The sequence below is a fragment of the Paracoccus sp. JM45 genome (assembly GCF_003590715.1).
Classification (GTDB): domain Bacteria; phylum Pseudomonadota; class Alphaproteobacteria; order Rhodobacterales; family Rhodobacteraceae; genus Paracoccus.
Map to the genome: position 1 here is coordinate 363,518 of NZ_QQVY01000002.1, position 19,263 is coordinate 382,780.

Annotated in this window: 19 protein-coding genes and 1 pseudogene; 9 read left to right on the plus strand and 11 right to left on the minus strand. The window is 54.6% G+C overall.

All coding sequences use genetic code 11. From position 1 onward, the window contains the following. Positions 1-26 precede the first annotated feature (26 nt). The 5 genes from DWB67_RS05480 to DWB67_RS05495 all read left to right on the plus strand — a co-directional run bounded on the left by DWB67_RS05480 (position 27) and on the right by DWB67_RS05495 (position 3,174). A complete protein-coding gene (locus tag DWB67_RS05480; protein ID WP_119806496.1) occupies positions 27-464 on the plus strand; it encodes a helix-turn-helix domain-containing protein in 438 nt (145 codons plus the stop codon). Positions 465-668: 204 nt separating this feature from the next. Beyond that, positions 669-839 carry a hypothetical protein gene (locus tag DWB67_RS18005; RefSeq protein ID WP_182911496.1) on the plus strand — a complete coding sequence of 57 codons (171 nt, stop codon included), beginning with the start codon at positions 669-671 and terminating at the stop codon, positions 837-839. A gap of 73 nt (positions 840-912) precedes the next feature. Next, on the plus strand, positions 913-2,091 hold the full coding sequence (locus DWB67_RS05485; protein WP_182911497.1) for a M23 family metallopeptidase: 1,179 nt from the start codon (positions 913-915) through the stop codon (positions 2,089-2,091). Positions 2,092-2,133: 42 nt separating this feature from the next. Further along, on the plus strand, positions 2,134-2,601 hold the full coding sequence (locus DWB67_RS05490; RefSeq protein WP_119806498.1) for a DUF411 domain-containing protein: 468 nt from the start codon (positions 2,134-2,136) through the stop codon (positions 2,599-2,601). A 27-nt stretch (positions 2,602-2,628) separates the two neighbouring features. After that, positions 2,629-3,174, plus strand: coding sequence for a murein L,D-transpeptidase family protein (locus DWB67_RS05495; protein ID WP_119806499.1), 546 nt, complete (start codon positions 2,629-2,631; stop codon positions 3,172-3,174). A 110-nt stretch (positions 3,175-3,284) separates the two neighbouring features. On the opposite strand, the gene DWB67_RS05500 is transcribed toward DWB67_RS05495, so the two are convergent. After that, positions 3,285-3,923, minus strand: coding sequence for a L,D-transpeptidase (locus tag DWB67_RS05500; RefSeq protein WP_119806500.1), 639 nt, complete (start codon positions 3,921-3,923; stop codon positions 3,285-3,287). Positions 3,924-4,273: 350 nt separating this feature from the next. Between DWB67_RS05500 and DWB67_RS05505 the strand changes: the two genes are divergently transcribed. Continuing rightward, on the plus strand, positions 4,274-4,939 hold the full coding sequence (locus tag DWB67_RS05505; RefSeq protein WP_119806501.1) for a L,D-transpeptidase: 666 nt from the start codon (positions 4,274-4,276) through the stop codon (positions 4,937-4,939). Positions 4,940-4,979: 40 nt separating this feature from the next. Here DWB67_RS05505 and DWB67_RS18280 read toward each other — a convergent pair whose 3' ends face one another. Continuing rightward, the gene (locus DWB67_RS18280) at positions 4,980-5,417 is read right to left on the minus strand and encodes a hypothetical protein (protein WP_240493960.1); all 438 of its coding nucleotides are present in this window, start codon (positions 5,415-5,417) and stop codon (positions 4,980-4,982) included. A 203-nt stretch (positions 5,418-5,620) separates the two neighbouring features. Next, positions 5,621-6,664 carry an IS30 family transposase gene (locus tag DWB67_RS05515; protein WP_119806502.1) on the minus strand — a complete coding sequence of 348 codons (1,044 nt, stop codon included), beginning with the start codon at positions 6,662-6,664 and terminating at the stop codon, positions 5,621-5,623. A gap of 212 nt (positions 6,665-6,876) precedes the next feature. Here DWB67_RS05515 and DWB67_RS05520 point away from each other — a divergent pair, with 212 nt between their 5' ends. Next, entirely contained in the window at positions 6,877-7,809 is a 933-nt protein-coding gene (locus tag DWB67_RS05520; protein ID WP_119806503.1) for an IS5 family transposase, read from the plus strand. Positions 7,810-8,053: 244 nt separating this feature from the next. Then, positions 8,054-8,794, plus strand: coding sequence for an SDR family oxidoreductase (locus DWB67_RS05525; protein ID WP_119806552.1), 741 nt, complete (start codon positions 8,054-8,056; stop codon positions 8,792-8,794). Between the two features lie 262 nt (positions 8,795-9,056). On the opposite strand, the gene DWB67_RS05530 is transcribed toward DWB67_RS05525, so the two are convergent. The 5 genes from DWB67_RS05530 to DWB67_RS18600 form a co-directional block, all read right to left on the minus strand. Then, positions 9,057-11,144, minus strand: a complete 2,088-nt coding sequence (locus tag DWB67_RS05530; RefSeq protein ID WP_119806504.1) for a TniQ family protein — start codon at positions 11,142-11,144, stop codon at positions 9,057-9,059. Further along, on the minus strand, positions 11,141-12,061 hold the full coding sequence (locus DWB67_RS05535) for an ATP-binding protein (protein ID WP_220475097.1): 921 nt from the start codon (positions 12,059-12,061) through the stop codon (positions 11,141-11,143). The genes DWB67_RS05530 and DWB67_RS05535 overlap by 4 nt, the downstream gene beginning before the upstream one ends. Before the next feature lie 25 nt (positions 12,062-12,086). Further along, positions 12,087-14,135 carry a Mu transposase C-terminal domain-containing protein gene (locus DWB67_RS05540; RefSeq protein ID WP_220475098.1) on the minus strand — a complete coding sequence of 683 codons (2,049 nt, stop codon included), beginning with the start codon at positions 14,133-14,135 and terminating at the stop codon, positions 12,087-12,089. 89 nt (positions 14,136-14,224) lie between these two features. Continuing rightward, positions 14,225-14,914: a hypothetical protein gene (locus DWB67_RS17850; RefSeq protein WP_147385911.1), complete on the minus strand. Its 690-nt coding sequence runs from the start codon at positions 14,912-14,914 to the stop codon at positions 14,225-14,227. Between the two features lie 220 nt (positions 14,915-15,134). Continuing rightward, the gene (locus DWB67_RS18600; protein ID WP_370453569.1) at positions 15,135-15,419 is read right to left on the minus strand and encodes a helix-turn-helix domain-containing protein; all 285 of its coding nucleotides are present in this window, start codon (positions 15,417-15,419) and stop codon (positions 15,135-15,137) included. 81 nt (positions 15,420-15,500) lie between these two features. On the opposite strand from DWB67_RS18600, the gene DWB67_RS05555 reads away from it, so the two are divergent. Continuing rightward, a complete protein-coding gene (locus tag DWB67_RS05555; protein WP_147385912.1) occupies positions 15,501-16,019 on the plus strand; it encodes a hypothetical protein in 519 nt (172 codons plus the stop codon). A 222-nt stretch (positions 16,020-16,241) separates the two neighbouring features. Here DWB67_RS05555 and DWB67_RS05560 read toward each other — a convergent pair. The 3 genes and pseudogenes from DWB67_RS05560 to DWB67_RS05570 all read right to left on the minus strand — a co-directional run. Next, positions 16,242-16,572, minus strand: a pseudogene (locus tag DWB67_RS05560) (IS5/IS1182 family transposase); the annotation flags it as partial. A gap of 564 nt (positions 16,573-17,136) precedes the next feature. Beyond that, the gene (locus DWB67_RS05565; protein WP_370453570.1) at positions 17,137-17,673 is read right to left on the minus strand and encodes a VOC family protein; all 537 of its coding nucleotides are present in this window, start codon (positions 17,671-17,673) and stop codon (positions 17,137-17,139) included. A 602-nt stretch (positions 17,674-18,275) separates the two neighbouring features. After that, positions 18,276-19,085: a GIY-YIG nuclease family protein gene (locus DWB67_RS05570; protein WP_255418558.1), complete on the minus strand. Its 810-nt coding sequence runs from the start codon at positions 19,083-19,085 to the stop codon at positions 18,276-18,278. Positions 19,086-19,263 lie beyond the last annotated feature (178 nt).

Genomic DNA, 19,263 nt, shown 5'->3' on the forward strand with positions numbered 1-19,263 from the left:
CAACTATAGGTTCAAGGAGAATCTTCATGCTGACCATCGGAAAGCTGGGAACGTCGACGGGGGTCAAGGTGCCGACGATCCGCTACTACGAGCAAATCGGCCTGCTGCCCGAAGCCGAGCGCAGCGCCGGTAATCAGCGCCTTTATACGCACAAGGCCCATGAACGACTGGCGTTCATCCGACACGCCCGCGAGCTTGGCTTTTCCCTGGAGGCGATCCGCGACCTTCTCAGTCTGTCGGACGATCCTGATCAGCCCTGCGCCGCAGCCGACGCCATCGCCAAGGCGCAGCTTGCCGAAGTCGAAAGCCGCCTGGCCCGCCTGACAGCCCTGAAAACCGAACTTGAACGCATGGTGGTCCAGTGCGCAGGTGACCGGATATCCGATTGCCGGGTCATCGAGGTATTGGGCGATCATTCGCTGTGCGTCACGAACCACCCCACGATCGGCGATGCCGGTCAGTGAATGGCTGGCGATGACCGAAGCAGATGCTGGTGAGTGTAAGGCCCGAATGCAGCGGACATCCCGTCAGAGCATCCGGTGCCCTGACAAGACCGTGATCAAGAGGCATTTTATCTTGAACCTCTAGCTGCTTTAGGTCGCAAAACGCGCGTGTCGATGACGAGAGGCGAAAGACGGCATGAACCAACAAAAGCGGCGACAAATTCGATGCTGACGGTCATTGCGGCCCTGATAGGCGGGGTGCGTGGGTTCCAGCGTGCTGGCGCCCTGGGTGGCACCCGACTGGACAAGGCTCAATATGTGGTTGGATACGCGATCGCTTTTGGCCTGGCAGGAACATTTGCCGGTGTCTGCATCGCCCGCCTTTTCGAACTGTAGACGACCTATCGATGCTGCGTGGGGGCCTGCTCCCCAATGCCAGACCTTATTGCCTGACGGGAAACCAGACCTGATGATCTTGCAAGCCTTGCTGACTGCCGGCGCGATTGCCGTCACGACATCATCGCACGCCGAAACCCCGGCCGAACTGTCTCACCTCACCGAGGCAGTCGCCCCCATGTCGCGACATGAGGTCGTTCCGGGAGACACGTTGGATTCGATATTGTCGCATGCTGGTATCGGCGTGTCTCTCCGGACCGAGGCGGCGCTGGCGATTTCCGATGTTTTTGATCTCTCGACCCTCAGCCCTGGACAGATCCTCAGATGGAGCGTGTTTTCCGACGATCCCTGCCAGCTTGCCCGTCTTTCGCTTCTAACCCAAGACGGAACGGACATCGTTCTCGATTTCACGAAACCTCTCGAAGCATCCTTGATCAAGACGGAGATCCTTCTTCGGGACCGCCGGGAAACTTTTATTCTGGACAGCTCTCTCTTTGAGGCACTCGCCGCCCGCAATGCGCCCGAAAGTTTCGCAGTTGACCTTGCGGCGCTACTGGCAGGCCAGATCGACTTTCGAGACCTTGAAGGAACCGAGCGCATCGCATTGATGTGGAGCGAAAATATCTTGCCTGACGGAACGGTCGTGGGTGAACCGCAACTCGCCTACGCTCGGGTCGAAAAGAATACGGACATCTTCGAGCTCGTGACCGGCTCGGTTGAACAGCCTTTCATCCTGTTTCGGAATGGTGCGCAGGTCCAACAGTCCGCGCGGCCTGTCGCGGGAGCCCGGCTGTCTTCGGTCTTCGGCAAACGCCGGCACCCCGTGCTTGGCACGCAACGAATGCACACGGGGGTCGATTACGCCGCACGGACTGGAACACCCGTCAGCGTCACCGGAGCAGGAACGGTTGTTTTTGCAGGAACCATGCGGGGATATGGTCGGACGATCGATGTCGATCACGGCGGGGGCGTTTTGACGCGCTATGCGCATCTTTCGCGTTTTGCCGCAGGGATCGCTCCGGGTGTCGAGTTGAACGCCGGGGCCAGGATCGGTGACGTAGGCGCAACCGGCCTCGTCAGTGGACCTAACCTTCATTACGAAGTTCGCATAGACGGTAAGCCAACGGATCCCATCAAGGAAACACCAGCGCCCCGAACAGCGATCGCCAAACCGACTGACCGCGTCATGCTGACAGTAGCGCGTCTCTCCACCGGCTACTTTCTTCGCGACGACACGGGAACGGAAAGCTGATGGCACTCAAACATCTTCATCGGCCGGATCGAGGGGCATAAAATGATCAAACTGACACGACGCGCCGTAATGATGGCAGCCGCAGCCAGCGGTCTGCCGTCTCTATCCTGGGCTGAAAGCCTTCCTACCATCCATGTCGTTGAGGGCCGCGGCTGCGAATGTTGCAAACAGTGGACCAATTATCTTCAGGAAATGGGTTTTCAGGTCACGAGTGAAGAGCGGTTTGGCACCTTGTTGATGCAGCACAAGATCGATCTGGGCGTACCGATAGAACTGACTTCCTGTCATACCGGCAGCGTTGATGGCTACTTCCTGGAAGGACATGTCCCTGCTGACGATATCCGGCGCCTGCTCCGAGAGCGCCCAGAAGCTCTCGGTTTGACAGTTCCCGGAATGCCATACGGAAGTCCCGGCATGGGCCCGGAAACAAAGCGCGACGCATACGATGTTCTGCTTGTGCGCCGAGACGGTACCAGTGAAGTGTTTACCCGCTATCCTGAAGCAACATAAAAAAACATCCGAGCAGGAAACACATCGATGACAAACTTCTCCCGGCGCCATGCCTCGCTAGCTTTGCTTGCTCTTCTCGCTGCATGTGGAAAATCCGGGCCGTCGACCACCCCGGCACGAGGAGCGATACCTCAGTTCAAACGGTACTCAGGCCCCCCTGTCACTCAGGTCGTGGTCAACAAGGCTGAACGACGGATGTTTCTGCTGAACGGGCAGACCGTTCTGAGATCGTATAACTTTGGCCTCGGTAACCAGCCGCTCGGCCCAAAGCAATTCGAGGGAGACGGAAAAACGCCCGAGGGGCTATACTACATCGACCGTTTCAACCCACGGAGCCGATATCACCTATCGGTGGGCATATCTTATCCAAATGAACAGGATAAAGCTTATGCGGCTCAATTCGGCCGAAGTGCGGGCAGCGATATCATGTTCCATGGCCGCGGCCCCGAAGGCAATGTCTTCGCACCGAAGAACCGTGACTGGACTGCGGGTTGTCTGGCGTTGACCGATCAGGAAATCGAAGACGTCTACGCGATGTTGCAGCCCGGTGTGCCAGTGATGCTCTACCCGTAGCAGGAGACGAACAAGTCAAGGCCGAAACATAAAATTGCAACGCAGCCTATTCCAACGGCGCCCCTTGTGCCGACGGCTGAAAAGTCGTCGGCGCAAGTGGTATTTCGCTGTCAGAACACCGTGACTTGGGTGCCTATCTCGGCGACCTCGAAGAGTTGGGTGACATGTTCGTTATAAAGCCCATAGCACCCGGACGACGATTTCCGCCCGATCTTGCGCGTATCTGCGGTGCCATGCACGAGATAGGCTGGCCAGGACAGATAGAGCCCGTAAGCTCCAAGGGGATTTAAGGGATCGCCGCCCGCCACCCGCTGCGGAAGATTGGGATCTTTCTCGCGCATGCTGGCCGTTGGTGTCCAGGGCGGGTTCTTCACCTTCCGGACGATTTCTGCCTGACCCCGTCGCGTCAGATCTTCAGTCATCGGGATCGAGCAGGGAAAGATAAACTGGACACTTTCGTCGGCCGACCAGTAATGCACCGCTCGGGATGTGACGTCCGCCAGAATGACACCTTTCCCGATTGTGGGATAGAATTCGCTCCAATGCCGTGCCCGGAATGACGACAGATTGCGCTCCGGCGCACTACTGGTCGCGGCCGGGACGGGTGCCGGCGTACTTTCATAGATAGGCTGCCCGGTATAGGGATCGAGACCCTGACCAAACGCCGATGTCGCGGGGACAACGACCCCGGCCGCCGCCAGTCCCCGAAGAAAAGTCCTCCGATCACTGAACGTGGGATGATTGACCATTTCCGCCTCTCGTGTTCGCCCTTGGCATCTCTGATCAGACAATAGCCAACCACCGGACACCAACCTAGCCCAAGTGGGCGATAATTTGCGCCGACGTGAGATGTTCGCAACACGCACGACAATATGATCGTTTGGCCTGACTGATAATCTAAAATGATCAGACTTTCGTCACGATCGAGACCTACCGGGTGAGGCAAATCAGGGGCAATTAGATCATCAGAACCTTCCGACGCCAAAAATCAGCCGTTAGCACAAGCGAACTTGATCTTGGGGCTTTATTTTTTGTGTTGGGCCGGTTGCATCAAAGCACATGCTGTAACGATGTAAAACGCAGTATAGGAGCACACAACATGTTGACACGGCGACACTTTATTCAAACCACCACTGCGCTGTTTTCAGCGTCCGTTTCCAGCCCACTGTTTGCGGAATCATGGCCGACTGTTAGTCAGAAGGCAGTATGGGACGCACAGGTTACCCCTCCCGGCTATAATGCAGCAACGTCTAACCCGTGGGGCTTGCACCCGCGTTTCTTACCGCAAAGAGTGCAGGCCAACGAGGGCCTGGTGCCGGGTGATATCCATGTAGATGCTGTGGCAAAGTATCTTTACCACATCGAAGCAGGCGGAACCGCGATGCGGTACGGCGTGGCCATCGGCAGGGGCGATCTGTATGAGCCTGGAGTTTATACGATTAAGCGAAAGGTCGAATGGCCACATTGGACACCCACGCAAAGCATGATTGCCCGAGAGCCAGAGATTTACGCTCAATTTGAAGGTGGGGTGGAACCCGGCCCTGAAAATGCACTCGGCTCACGAGCTCTTTACCTCTATGTCGGCGAAAGAGATACCTACTTGCGCATCCACGGAACCCCGTTTCCCAGAAGCATTGGCACAAGTGCCAGTTCTGGTTGCGTCCGGATGGTCATGGCGCACATTAACGATCTCTATTCGAATGTCGAAATCAACTCTACCGCATTTCTTTATTCGGCTGCGGAGAGCGTAGCGACACGGAGCTAGAGTAGCCTCGGTTGTGAAATCCGACCCCGGCACAACTCGATCAGGTTGAACCCTGCGATTGCATGCAAATCGGACGACCCTCAGCTGTAGTCAGCGGAAGCAGGGTTGTTTCGACCTGCCCGCGATGTTCGTACCAATAGCAGTTATCATCCGGGAGAAGCCGCGCCGTGGCAACGTCCTGCCCCGGCGCGACGAGAGCTATGAGGGTTGGCGGAAGATTTTGGATATCGGTTTCCGGCGCTGCTGTCCGGGCTGTCATGTTTCCACAACCGGCGGTGATCAAGACAGCTGCCAAGACCATGAAGGATCTATTGTTCATTTCTGTGTCCTCGTGCGCGTTCGCCTTGTGAGCATATCTTTCGCATTCAACATCGCTGCGCACAAGCTCGCCGGGTAGGCTCCTGGAACCCATCGTCTTGATCACGCGACAAGGATTGCGCACCAATTGGGCGGGGAAGATCTCATAGGCGCGCTGCACGACGCGCGCAGCCTTTGCGGCTCCCGCCGCAGGGGATGAGAATGTTCGGGTCTGGGACCTGAGCTTCCAAGAGTTGCCCTTTGGATGAGTACTGCTCACTGGTGCGTCTTCACAAACAGGGAATTTATTAAATCAAATATCTCAATTTGTTGTTATATTTCTGTCTGTCCCCGGAAACGTCCGTAGACCCCACCCTGGAAGCGCTAGCCCAAATGCGACAATGGTTGCCGGGAGAGTTTCTCCCGTCTGTAGCCGCGTCCGGGTATGTTAGCCTTGAACACCTCGGCAGGCGTTCGGAAGCCGAGGCACTTGCGCGGCGTAGCATTGAGGCCCGCGCAGAGCTGACGGAGCTCCTCCTGGGAAAGCGTGTTCGGATCGGTGTCGCGGCAGAGCCATCGTCTGAGACGCTTGTTGGCGTTCTCGACGGCGCCTTTCTGCCACGGTGACTGCGCCTCGCAGAACCAGGTTTGGGCGCCCACCTCCGCCTGCAGATGCGGCCAATCGATGAACTCGGAACCACGGTCAAAGGTGATCGATCGGCAGGCATGCCGGGGCAGGGGCGTCAATGCTTGGGCGATCTGCGCCATGATCGGCTTGGTGCGCTTTTCGGTGTTCTTCAACGCGACCAGGAAGCGACTTGTGCGCTCGATCATGGTGGTGACATTGGCCGGCCCGTACTTCTGCCGGAACAGCACCAGGTCAGCCTCCCAGTGACCGAACTGCTTGCGATGCGCGATGATGTCCGGGCGGAACAAGATGCTGAGTTCAGGCGCAAATCTCGGTGGCGGGCGCTTGCGAAGCCGGTAGCCCCGACGGCGCCGGCGGCCAGAGGGCAGGTGGCGCCACAGCTCACCTCGACGACCGTCCTCGGAATAGATGTGCTGATAGATCGTCTCTTGGCAGACCCGGCGCGGGGCACTCTCATATCGCATCCGGCCGGCAATCTGCTCGGGGGTCCAGCCGGACCTCAGGCAGCGCTCGACTTGGTCACGGAGCCCGGGATCACGCACCAGCTTGCGCTGCCGGGTCCGTCGTCCATCCGAATAGCTTTGCGCTACGACGCACCAATAGCCGCTGAGCTTCGGGATCTCGCCGTCATGGAAGTGATTGCGCCGCAGCTCGCGGAAGATCGTCGAGCGGTGCCGGCCAAGCCTGCGCGCCATCTCGTCAGGGCTCAGCTTCATCTGCCGCCAGCGCTCGATCTTGCGGCGCTCGGAAAGGGAAAGGTGAGAGAACCGAACCTTCATTCTATGATCCTTTCATGGCTCAACCCATTGTTGAGCACAGAAAGTCGCATTTCAGGATAGCGCGTCCCCCCTCTAGTTCATACACTCCAATAAGCTATGTTATGTAACGCTGTGCAATTTTTTGGTCATTGTCATCGCTTCGCCGCGGCGTTGTTGCGCAACTCCGACGATGAAGGATTCACTTCGTGAATCCATACCGTTAGAGGCGCCTGATGAGCAAACCATCACCCGCCCGCTACCGCACCACGAACTGGTCCAGCTACAACGCATCGCTGCGGAAGCGGGGGGCCCTGCTGATCTGGGTCGACAAGGACATGACCTGGCGCGCGCCGCGTGGCGGTCGGCCCGGGCGCCCGCCTACATTTTCCGATGCGGCCGTGCAGTTCTGCCTGTCGATTAAGGTGCTGTTCAAGCTGCCGTTGCGCCAGACCGCAGGGATGGTGGCCAGCCTGCTGAAACTGGCGGGGCTGGACTGGCCGGTGCCCGACTTTTCCACCCTGTGCCGCAGGCAGAAGACGCTGGCCGTGCAGATCCCCTATCGCCGCTCCGACGGGCCGCTGAACCTGTTGGTGGACAGCACCGGGATCAAGTTCCTCGGCGATGGCGAATGGCAGGCCCGCAAGCATGGGGTGCAGGGGCGGCGCCAATGGCGCAAGGTGCATCTGGCCATGGACCCGGCCACATCCGACATCCGCGCCGTGGAATTCACCACAAGCCGTGACGGCGACAGCCCTGTGCTGCCGGACCTGCTGGGACAGATCCCGACGGACGAGCAGATCGGCACGGTGACCGCCGATGGCGCCTATGACACGCGCCGCTGCCACACCGCCATCCTCGCGCGAGCGGCCAACCCAATCATTCCGATCCGCAAGAACGGGCGGCTGTGGAAAGACGATTGCCCGGCCGCGCGCGCCCGAAACGAAACACTGCGCGCAACCCGACATTATGGCAGGGCGTTCTGGAAGCGCTGGACCGGATACCACGCCCGCAGCCGCATCGAGGCGAGGATGCGCTGCCTAAAGGCCTTCGGTGAGCGCATCATGGCCAGAGATCCCGACCGCCAGACCGCCGAAATACACATCCGCATAGCCCTCATGAACCGCTTCAACACCCTCGGCACCGCCGAGATCGTTCGCGTGGCCTAACGTCATAGGGGTAAGGGGCAGTCACGTCTCAGGCACGAGTTGCGCAACAACGCCTATTCGAATAGCTGTTTTTCATGAACAGCTTGGGGATTGCCACAGTTTTGACGCTGATCGCGACACCCGCCATGTTGATGTTTGGCGAAAAGAAGGGGCGGCGCGATAAGCCCGCAACAGCTGCTGTGCCTGCCAAATGAGGAAAAACACGTTTTCAGACAACCGCCCTATGCCCGCCAAAGGAAGCATCATGACAGAGACGAAACAAAAAACAGCCATTGTAACCGGCGCATCGCGCGGAATAGGCGCAGCGATCGCGGCGAGGCTTGCCCGCGATAGCTTTAACGTGGTCGTCAACTATTCTGGGAGCGAAATGGCGGCCTTGGAAGTGGTGGCAAAAATCGAAGCTGCTGGAGGGCGTGCGATGGCAATCAAAGCAGATGTCTCTGACGTATCGGCTGTGAAACATCTATTTGACAGCGCCGAGACAACATTTGGCGGCATAGACGTTTTGGTGAACAATGCAGGCATCATGAAGCTGGCAAAGATCGTCGATAGCGACGACGATCTTTTCGACAGTCAGGTCGCTATAAACCTTAAAGGCACGTTCAACACCATGCGCGAGGCCGCCACGCGCCTGCGTGACGGCGGCAGCATCGTGAACCTGTCCACCTCGGTCGTCGGGCTCAAGCTGGAGACATACAGTGTCTATGCGGGCATCAAAGCCGCGATTGAGACGATGACCGGCATCATGGCCAAAGAGATGCGAGGCCGCACTATCACCGTGAACTCCGTCGCCCCCGGCCCGACCTCTACCGAGCTATTTCTGGACGGAAAGTCCGATGAGTTTATCAATAAACTGAAGATGATGTCGCCGATGGAGCGCCTTGCCACACCAGAAGATATCGCCAACGCTGTGGCGTTCCTTGCTGGTCCAGATGGCACTTGGATCAACGGTCAAACCTTACGTGCCAACGGTGGTCTGGTCTGAGCTAGCTCAGTGAAAGGGAAACCAGCCAAGAGCAGCCGAATAATAAAAGAAGGGGGCCCCCTTCTTTTTAGGTTTCAGCCGTCAGGCGCTATGCCTGCTTTTAACAAGACGGCATGCTCGTCGTTTTTCCGCATCAATGACTGGCGTTGCGGATGCTTTTTAGAAATTCGCGCCCGCAGCGAAGGTCTGCAATCCGCCCTTTCTACAAGATGCAGTCAAAAACTTGGAACGTCTTGATCGGTCACATGAACCAGTGAACCGGTCACGGCAAATTCGTCTTCTTCCGCTTTTCAATGGTCGTTAGGTCATGGCGCTTCCAAATTACCCTGACGCACTGGCTTGAAATATTAATACCTTCGTTCCGGAGTTCTTGAGACAAGCGGGCCTGCCCCAGAGCGGGTCGCGAACGGGATCTTTTCAGAATGGCAACTTCAGCTAAAGCTTTTTCTTCTGGCAGCAGCTTGGACCATGTTTGTCCAGATTTAGGCCTTGGCTTAACTGGCAGAAGGTAAATCTGAGGCTTCTGAACATCAGCTCGACGATAGAATTTGCTGAGGCTCTTTTTATCAATGTATGGTGTAATCCCTCGGTTCTTTAACCTGTTGTAGATTACGCCAGGTACTATTCCCGTTCCACGGGATATGTGGGCAAGCGTAATATATTTTTTTTGGAAAGCGACCATAGATTTCCAAGTGATCATTTCGATCATATAGCGGCTATCAGAATTGAAAGCTCTGACTGACGAAAGATAATCATTTTCCAGCAGCCAGTTGAGCGTCGTGTTGGAGACTCCGAGATGCAGGAAAGCAGCAATCCGGGGTAGCCCTGGGTTCTCGGTTTTTGGCAGAGCAGCGCGAAGCTCGGAAACAGAGATAACCAGATGATCCAGCCGATATTTGCCGTTCAGCAATCCTTTCGGCTTGATTTTCCCCTTTAAAATGATCTCAACGATCTCTGCCAGGTTGCTGTTTACTCGAACAGGAACCTTTGAGATCTGGCCCCAGTCATTATTTTGCAGAGGTGAACGAAGCGTAGGAAGGTTGCCGCAAAGTGCTTCTTTGAAGGCATCGACGTCGTCGACCAAGTAATCGCAATACTTCCTTTTCTTATGACTCTGGTCTGTTCGCGGGAGCAAAAGGCGCGCAGCAGCGAGTTTTCGAAACGATTCGACTGTAATACCCAACTGTTTGGCTGTCTCGGCTTCAAACAGCAGACTGTCTTTTTGACGTCGCAGCCCTTCGACAACTTCTACAGTCAAGGGGCCAGACAGTATCACCTGACCAGCCGCGCCTTGTGTTGCTAACCCATGCGCGACGAGCATGTCCTTGAAAAATTCAAGGCGCTTCTTGACTCGGATGCACGCGGAATTCAACGAATGCAGTTTTCGTTCAGGCAGCACCTTTCCCAATACGACAGATCCGCTTTTGAACGGGAAACACTCGATAAAGTACTCCCTTACTACCTCTGTGATCGGCACAGTATTCGTGCTTAGGATTTTTCTTGAGTTGGCAAGAAATCTTTGGAACTCTCCAAACTGTGGATGTGGCTGATTGCCAACCATTTCAGGGTCACTTCGACGCAATTCCTCCAGTGTGTTGATCAAGTGTGCGGGGCCTTCAGCCAAAATAATGAAACCAACTTCAGCTGCCTGTCTTCGCTGCTCATTTGTCAGGGTAAGAAACCGGCGTTGCTTACCATGCTTAATAAGGCTTCCAAGGAGCTCAGCCGCTTTGCATAAAGTCGAAATTTCAATCTGGTCTACCCAGTCGTCGCTCATGAGACGATAGAGCCGATGGGAGAGATAGGCTTCCATACTGGTCGCAGGATAGGCCTCGCTGCTACTCGCCGGATGGGTTATTTTATCCCAATCAGCGACGATTCTTGCAGTGACATCGCGATAGTTCACCGGTTCATTCTTCTGGGGCAAGGTAATGAGCCGAACCGCATGCCGGTCACAGGCTGCTACATGTCTAAGTTGCCAATGTAACTGGTGTGTCGGGTGCCATTTCGGGTCCTGACCCGCATGATCTTCCTTGAGGCAACAAGGACAGACATATAGGTTTGTACGTGTTAGAGCTTGTCGATGCAGCACTTGCTTGCCGACAAAAAACTCTTTCGAACTCACTACCTTGATCGTCGTGAATTCGAAGGTTTCCGAGCCAAGACCTGCCAATTCACGCAATTGGTTTAAAGAGATATCATCGCCGCGAGCCAGCGCATCAAGATCAATACCGAGATCTTCTGCAAACTGGCAAACAGACCCTGCAAGATTGCGCCGGGCTAGTCGCGAAAAATACGCTACTGGGTATTCACGGGCGGAGAGTGGCAGGGTTAATGCAAGGCGGGTCATTCCTCACCTTCCCGACCAAGCAGCTTTCGGACATCAATACGTTCGAAATCATCCGCGAGGAAAGGATTGAGTCCGGCGATGCAACCAGAGCGTCTCGAAAAGGCCATAGCAAAATGTTCGATCGCGAGGCTTGACGCACCTGAGTGCAACGCTTCCTCAATGCCATCGATTGTTATTTCGATCAGCAGGCCAAATTCCCTGTCTGCAGCGTGAACCAGTCGAGTCGCGACATCTGATGCTATTGTCTCTGGACCCCAAGGAATACCCACTTCTTTCGAATAGAAGCCAACTAAAGTTCGAACCTCGCTTATATCACCCAAAGGGCTGAGACGCGGAAGCTCTATCGGAAAGACCCGCCTCGCCAACTGCGGGTCATAGTTGAGAAGATCCTTCAATCCTGGCGTCCCAGATAAAATAAGGCCAACGGGCCAGCTTGGAGATTGCATAAGTGATTTTAAAGTGTTGATCACCGACTGCATTTCTTTTGGCGTCTGATGCCTGGCAATATCCTGCGCTTCGTCAAGATGTAAAAAGAGGACTTTCCGCTCTTGGAGAAAAGCCTTCACAAGTTCCCAGATCGCGTCGGTGGTACGTTCTCGCCGCAGGGGACGGCCAAGTGCTTCAAGGATAGCTCGTCCCACAGATTTTAGTGTTGCGGGTGATGGAATTATTAGGCTGACGATGTCGCAATAATCTTGTCCCTCTTCGGGCAGGATTAGATCAGGTGTCTTGGTCAAAAGACGATTTATAGCAGTGGACTTTCCGCTTCCTGAAGCTCCGATCAGGGCTATAGCACGTGCTTCGCGCGCTTTTCCAATATCGACCTCTACTCGTCGATTGCTCAGAAGGCGTTCAAACTGTCCTTCTAGTTGTTCATAAATCGGGTGGTGCGCGAAATGCGTTCTGAGCATCAGCATACTCCGTGCAATGCTTTGACCAGTGTCAGTCACGTGAAACCCTCCAGCTAGGCGAAGGATCTGTACTGGGATCAATGCGAGTGTCATTGTCATTGCAATGATCAGTCGGCGATATCGATACTTGCGAATGAATCACATCATTCAGCAGATCACCTGTGCCGACGGCTGGAGCACCACTCGCGCATGTTCCTTCAGGCCCGATGCTAATGCCCATGAATAAATGGCGTTCGGCACGTTCCAGATCAGCCGTGGACAACTGATTTGGCATAATTCTTCTGAGCGCCTGTGCGCGCGTGTCAATTGTCTTGATCTTTTGACGAGCATCCCAAATGTCCTGCACGGAGAGTTGGGCTTGGTCCTTGAAGCTGGTCCGCAAATTTCGAACAATCGATTGCCATTCTTCAAGAGACAGCGCCCATACCGCTTGGTTCACAGCTTCAGCAGTATACCATTTGTTGCCGATCCAAACCGAAATATATGTCAGAGAAAGTGGGTCGACACGAATTTTCACATCCCGCTGTCTGCTGTGAAGAAGCATTTCTTGTAGCTTGGTGCTGGTGTAGTTTATCCCAAACACGCGAACGCCATGGCGGGATAGTTTTCGCTCGAGTTCGAGCCCAAACACCGCTCGTCGGTTGTTGGCATCCGGCGGTAGCGTGACCCCTTGTTCGGAAGCAAGCCGCTTCCAAGCATTTTCTGGGGTTTCCCCGCCCAATCCTGCATGCGGTGATTTGTGGTAAATATCGACGATAAAGAGAGTGATGATTTGCGCCAAATCATCATCTGTCAGTGCGGCAAGTTTTTCCGACGGGTAATCGCCTCGTTCTCTTGGGTTGCCAAAGGTTCGTCCGGTCAGCATTGGAGCGAGCTGCTGACCCAATGTTCTAAAGATCCTTTCGACCCGAGCTCGCAACTTCGGCTGCCCAGCAGCGGGAGCCTCATAGGTACCACCCAAATCGCTGACTGCCATCCGAATTAATTTTGCAGTAAGAGTTACACCCTGATCGGTGACGACGGTGCCGATACCACCATATTGATTCCAAGGCGAAGAGCAATTTGCGGCTTGCGAAATGGGGGTCTTGTCTTGGGTGATCAGATGCAGCACCGCCAGCGCGTTTTCCGTCTCAGGCTTTTCAGTCAGGCGAAATGCGACAATGCATCGGGTCGCACAATCGATCGCAAGACAGAGCCATCGACGCCCGACATCCAAACGTGCCCGCTCTTCTGAAGAAAAACGATCAAGCGCACCGCTTTCGCCAAGAAGCGACATGAGATCAATTTCCCAGTCGTCCATCTCGATCCGCTGCATCGGATGCTCAGCAAGGATTCCGTTTTCATAAAAACTAAACTTGTGCTTCGCGTATTCGATACCGTGACGCTGCACGGTAATCTCGAACGGATCCAACTGTCCAATGCGCCTTTCCACGGTCCGGATAGAAGGAATTTTGAGGGGCCGTTTGCCGTGTAGCACCCGTTCGATATTGCACTCTGTAAATATCTGGCGCGTATCACTAGCGATTTTCGTTTTTGTCGGCCGCCTGAGATCCAGATAGTTTGCAACGCATTCTGTGAGGAGTTCCTTTTCTTCCTGCTGGAAATGAATGTAATAACTCGATGGAGAGCGCTGTTTGCGCATCAGCGCCAACGGTGTTCCTCCGTATCTCTCGTACTGCCTTACCCATGAGAGCAGTGATTTCGGACAAGGTGCTTGTCGCGATTTCAGTTCGAAACCTACGCGCCGCTGTTTCCCAAAATACTGCCGGCGGTAATCTTCATCGTTGATGCGGTTGGTCATAGACGGAAGGCTTTTAATTACAGACCTTTCCGTTCTCTTCACTTCACCCTGTCGTTCGGCAAATAAAAACAACTCTACCCATGCAGCCTGCCACAGTAGCCGCTCGCTGTGTTTCGCCGGTAGAGATGATAAGTATCGGGTATCACCGCGAAGACGACGTGCTGCCGAAGATGCGGTGAATTCCCCGCGCAAAAAGGCTACATCTGGCGCGGCAAGAAGGTCTATAATTTCGCTATGTGTGTATGATCGGCTAATATTTGGGTCTTCAATGCGTTCCAAAATAATTCCGGATGAGCACTGAGACTGAACTCTGTGCTTAACACCCGAGATGCAGACGCAATCGGTTGGAGAAAGGCGGAAACGGACAGTCATTTGCCAACCTCCGCATGGATAACCGTCGAGGGACGGATGTCCACTTTACCGATCGTACTCGCTAGTCCCATGTAGACAGCCCGGAAAATCGCACGAAAACCGCGTCCCTCTAGCCCGCTGGACGCGACTAAAGAAGCAATGGTGATGTCCGTATTCAAATTTGCCAAAAGGTCTAAAATTTTTGCGTCGGCTTCCGGATCTGTATGTCGACGAAATTCATGGAACCGTTCTGCATTTCTAGCCTCGCAAGGTGCAAAGCTCTGTTCGGTAATAAGAACCAGTTCCTTCGCATAGCTAAGAGGCATATCTATGCGAATGAGGGCAAGTTCGTCACGAAAGCAGGTACGTTCGACGAGACGATGAGGTTTTACTGCTATCGCCAATCTGGTCCCGCATCGCTGTGTTACCAAGAAGTCTGGGAAATGCTTTTTTAGGCAGCCTTGGCGACTTCGGTAGGAAATGGGGGCTGATTGCTCATGGATATTGACGATGTCACTACGCCCAGAGAGCAAGTAGAATACCTTTTGCTCCAGCTTGCTCTCAAACACAAAGTGCCGTGGTCCCGAATCTTCCGGAAGATGAGCTGTAATCAGCCCCCGACTGCTGCCACGTGACCGCGCCGGCGGCATTCGTGCAGAAAGACTGCGAGATGGCGGTTCGTAAATGTCGATTTTGTTATTGATCATGATGTGTCAGCCCGGCGACCGGTCGCTCACGACCGATCACCCAAGGGCGTGCCTCCTTTGACATGAAACATGGATCAGGCGCCGCTTGAAGCGGTGCGCTGCCTTGACTTTTTGAAGCTGTCGCATAAAGATCGGAGGACGAGTACCAATCGTGATCCGACCTCGGGAGCGCAAGCTTTCGAGGTCATTTTTTATTAAACGGTCATGATCACACTCCTTTCTACTTTGCAGGATAACGGTCAGGCCAGATTTCTCTTGGATTTAGCTTCAGATGGTCCGCAATAGCTTTTTCGATCCGTTCTGAACGTCGATGTCCTTGACTGACCATAGTCACAAAGCTTGATCTGCATCCTAGCTCGGCAGCTATGTCGACAAAGGTCACGCGCAGCACACGCAACTTACGTTTCACTTCGTCGTGGCGTTCTATGTCCAAGCGCATCCGAATTCCCAACATCTGGTGTAGTGGAGAACCGATAGTAGTGAAAAGATAACATATACGAATCATGCAATCAACGTAATAAAGTAAGATATATCATGTGGTTGTCAGATTTGGACCCGCGGTGAGCCATAGCATCTAGGAGGGGAAATGGTAGGAATTCCGCCGTCAGCCGAGTTGTTTACTAAATACTGCCGAAGTCAGCCAAACCTGCATTATCTCCTGCCCCATCCGCTCTATCCTGCTCTGCCCGAAATCGCTCCAGAATTGCTTCTTCCTGGCGGGAAGACGTATCAAAGCGATCAGCGAGCAAGGCGAATGTCAGAGCTCTTGAAAAAGGATCCGCGCAACGCATACGCTCTGGCGGCGAGCGAGGGCTTGAAACCAGAGCAACTTATTATTGAGCAATATGCTGCAGGCATGACGATCCGGTACATTGCGGCTATTTTTCACAAGCGTCGCTTATTTATCTCAGCAATTGTTCAACCAGTTTTTGGCAAAGTGGCATCGGGAAACCACTGTCGCAACATCTCGAACGATTGTGTTCGCGCCACTTATATTGGGGCTGGTCAACGTAGCACTCGCAAGACTGCAAAGCTCCTAGGTGTTTCTGCAGATACGATTTCACGAAGACTGCAGCAAACCATCGATGGCTACCTGGGGTCATGAAATTTTCACTTAAGTGACGAGAAAGCCTGATGCGCGTCCTTTCGGGTCTAGTGCCTACCAAAATCGTTCGTTGTAGGACCTACACTATTTGACGCAGATCGAACCTAGCAGGCTGCTGAAATAGTCGACGCTCGGGAACGTTGTTCTGCCGATCTGGTGAATGCAACCTTCGCTGGTCAACAGGGGGCCGAGATTTTCACCCCCATGCAGTCGCCTCTGGCTTCATGCCCTCAGCGATCTGGGTAGTCGGGCCAGGTTATTGGCGGCCATCGTCAAAATGAAGTGGGATCGCACCCGTTCGACTTTGCAATATACAGTTTGCGCCATGCCGCCGCCTGTCTTGGCCCGGCCGAAGGCCTCCTTGATCCGCTTTCAAGACTTGATCGATAAGGCGTATCCCTGATGTCGGGTCGTGCGCCTGTCGATCGCTGAGTATCGTAATTTCTGCGCGACATGTGGGGGGGGCGCAGGCCTTCCTGGGGTCGGAGACGAACTAAGCAGCATCATACCCCTTATCCGCCCCGGCCGTCAGTCGCCGGGTCGATTTGGGGGAAACCGCCTTTCGCTTATGTCAGACGTTCGTAACACTGTTCCGAGGCAGAATGGCAGTTTCGGCGTTCTGAGCCACTGGTTCGTTGCATCGCCGGTAGGCCGCTTCCCGCCCGCCTTGTTCATCGGTGCATCCATCAATCACCGATGGATCACCTCCTCTATTAAAACGAAGAATATCACCTTGGCGAGAAGGGAAAGGTTCATTGACAGAAAACAGCATAAGTATCTGATATCACGTCATCAGAAAGGCAAAGTAGCTTGTCGTTTTACAATATTTGTAATTCGTCACTATACTTGTCCTTTTTCGACAACTATTCTTCCTTTTTCGCCAGTTTGAATTTCCTCAACCGGCCTGAGGACCTCTTTTGCATACAAGGCCGATGTTCAGACGGCATGTAAGAATTGAGGCCAAGGGGTCGCAGCAATCATGCGGCGTTGCGGAAAATGGACCGATGTCCCATGCAAACTAGCATGATGCTTTCGGCCCATAGCGGACCTTCGAGCGCCGCGCAGCGATTGCCCGCTTAGAGCCCAAAGTTTGCTAATGCTGCGCGTGGGGCGAATGTCAGCTTCCGTGTAATTCATCGCGCCCAGGTTCATTCGGGTCACTGGAGAACAGCGCGATCTTGTTGCCGTGCGGGTCACGAAGATAGCCTACATAAAAGTGGGGGCCGTATAACGGACGAAAACCAGGCTGCCCATCGTCGGAGCCGCCTGCGGCCAGCGCTGCGCCATGAAGGTCACGAACCTGGCTTTGTGATCGCGCCTGAAACGCGACCATGACGCCGTTCCCAGCCGACGCAGATTGCCCATTGAAGGGGGATTTGACGTAGAAATCTGGCTGAACGGGGGGCTGACCTGGCACTGTAGGCAAGATGTAGCTCAGGTCTCCTTGATACTCTTCGAGCCCGTAGCCCAGAGCTGGGAGGAACGCCGAGTAGAAGCGCTCTGCCTTCGCGATGTCGTCTGCTCCAACGGTGACGTAAGCTATCATATTGAGGCTTTCCTCCAAGTAGTTCGGCGTTGATGGTGGGATCACCGTGTCGATGACAGAATAGCACAATCGGAAGCTGTCATTGTAGTAGCCGCAGCGAAAGCTCACTTTGTCCGCATAGCGGATATCGGTGCGGAACGCGGCGAAGGTCGGCTATCCGCCGTGTTCGCCGGTGCATCCATCAATCACCGATGGATCACCTTCGCTATTAAAACGAAGAATATTACCTTGGCGAGAAGGGAAAGGTTCATTGACGGAAAACAGCATAAGTATCTGATATCACGTCATCTGAATGGAAAAGTAGCTTGTCGTTTTACACCGATGAAAAGCACCAGATAGTTCTTCCTTTTTGGTCAAAGAAACTGCCTCTGCCCGAACGAGGCGTGACAAAAGCGTCCTTTTGCTACGTCGTGCATGAGAGCCCTTTGTGCGGGACGTTTCAGCCATTCGGTGAGGTAGTCTTCAAGGCCCAGAGCCGACCTTCGCAACACGCCGCAGCGGATGGCCGGTCCAACTCCCATTGCGGACGTTGATGCTTAGCACAGAACGTAAATACCGATTTCGGAAACGACATTTCATAAGGATCCGAAGCACGACCAAGCGGCTTTAATATATTTGCCAACCAGAGCGCACCGACGTGCATGGCACATTTAGCTTGCTGCGGTGGAAGAAGGTTGCCTACCAGCACGACATCACAGGAAGACGACACCTTACTTTCTCGAAAAACGTGCCATGCCGGGCAGTGAACAAAAGACGGAATTAGCGTCGTCGAGCCTGCCCCAGAAGAACTCTCGGCCCAAGCTCTCCAGTCGAGGTACCGCATGTTGCTTGAAGATCGCTTCGCTCGTTGCAGCTGATTCCTTGTTGGTGAAGGCCTGAGAGATCATGCTGATCGTCCATTTGCCGCGGGCGGCTGGGGGAATGCCCTCGTTCAATTCCGACAGTCGACGCTTTACGTCGTTCGAAACACCGATTTTCATGGCAACAGCCTTGTCTCCGAACTCTCTCTGCCGATCGAGAAGGGCATGCCCGTCGCCGTCAAAAACAGCGAGGTAGACGTAGGTCTCGCCATCCTGATAGGTGGCTGTGCGCTCGCCGTGGCTGCCAGGAAAAGCCCGAGACGGTTTGAATACGTTGCTAAACGGGACCGCTTCTGCCTGCTGCGTTTCCACCGGGGGGTCACCGAAGACATTGACCTCCCGAACCTTGATCTTCAGGGCCTGTTCGATCTCGTCGTCATCTAGGTCCGCTCCGTGAACGGCCAGCGCCTGCCCAGCCTCAGCGCGATAAGAGCGATAGGCGATCTGGCTGATCAGCAGCTTCTCCTCGGTACGCCATGCGCGGCGCACTGGAATGGCGTGGCTCCATCGGCCCAACCAACCTCGCTCGCGTTTACGCGCCATGCCGACGTCCGATGCTTTGTCCTCATCGCGGATCGGGCGCGCTTCGATTTCGAGGAAGCCCAGAACGTAGGAACGTTCGGCCTTGTCGGTCTCGGAGGTGCTGGCACCGTAGATCATGATCAGATCGCCGTCGTTCAGCTTGCGCAGATAGGCGTCGCGGTCGGTCGCCTTGGACCAGCCAACGTAAGAGGTGGTCGCAGGAATTCGGACCAGTTGCTAAGCTTTAGCGATTGACGAAGGACTGACCTGAGATGACGAAACGAAAGCGCTATTCTGCGTAGTTCAAGGCGAAGGT

Excerpts from the sequence above, each read along its gene's own strand:
- DWB67_RS18600 (WP_370453569.1), bottom strand. The coding sequence starts at position 15,419 with ATGATTCGTATATGTTATCTTTTCACTACTATCGGTTCTCCACTACAC.
- DWB67_RS05495 (WP_119806499.1), top strand. The coding sequence starts at position 2,629 with ATGACAAACTTCTCCCGGCGCCATGCCTCGCTAGCTTTGCTTGCTCTT.
- DWB67_RS05490 (WP_119806498.1), top strand. The coding sequence starts at position 2,134 with ATGATCAAACTGACACGACGCGCCGTAATGATGGCAGCCGCAGCCAGC.
- DWB67_RS05515 (WP_119806502.1), bottom strand. The coding sequence starts at position 6,664 with ATGAAGGTTCGGTTCTCTCACCTTTCCCTTTCCGAGCGCCGCAAGATC.
- DWB67_RS05530 (WP_119806504.1), bottom strand. The coding sequence starts at position 11,144 with ATGACCCGCCTTGCATTAACCCTGCCACTCTCCGCCCGTGAATACCCA.
- DWB67_RS05480 (WP_119806496.1), top strand. The coding sequence starts at position 27 with ATGCTGACCATCGGAAAGCTGGGAACGTCGACGGGGGTCAAGGTGCCG.
- DWB67_RS05555 (WP_147385912.1), top strand. The coding sequence starts at position 15,501 with ATGGTAGGAATTCCGCCGTCAGCCGAGTTGTTTACTAAATACTGCCGA.
- DWB67_RS05525 (WP_119806552.1), top strand. The coding sequence starts at position 8,054 with ATGACAGAGACGAAACAAAAAACAGCCATTGTAACCGGCGCATCGCGC.
- DWB67_RS05535 (WP_220475097.1), bottom strand. The coding sequence starts at position 12,061 with ATGCTGATGCTCAGAACGCATTTCGCGCACCACCCGATTTATGAACAA.
- DWB67_RS05520 (WP_119806503.1), top strand. The coding sequence starts at position 6,877 with ATGAGCAAACCATCACCCGCCCGCTACCGCACCACGAACTGGTCCAGC.
- DWB67_RS18005 (WP_182911496.1), top strand. The coding sequence starts at position 669 with ATGCTGACGGTCATTGCGGCCCTGATAGGCGGGGTGCGTGGGTTCCAG.
- DWB67_RS05485 (WP_182911497.1), top strand. The coding sequence starts at position 913 with ATGATCTTGCAAGCCTTGCTGACTGCCGGCGCGATTGCCGTCACGACA.
- DWB67_RS17850 (WP_147385911.1), bottom strand. The coding sequence starts at position 14,914 with ATGATCAATAACAAAATCGACATTTACGAACCGCCATCTCGCAGTCTT.
- DWB67_RS05570 (WP_255418558.1), bottom strand. The coding sequence starts at position 19,085 with ATGATCTACGGTGCCAGCACCTCCGAGACCGACAAGGCCGAACGTTCC.
- DWB67_RS05500 (WP_119806500.1), bottom strand. The coding sequence starts at position 3,923 with ATGGTCAATCATCCCACGTTCAGTGATCGGAGGACTTTTCTTCGGGGA.
- DWB67_RS05505 (WP_119806501.1), top strand. The coding sequence starts at position 4,274 with ATGTTGACACGGCGACACTTTATTCAAACCACCACTGCGCTGTTTTCA.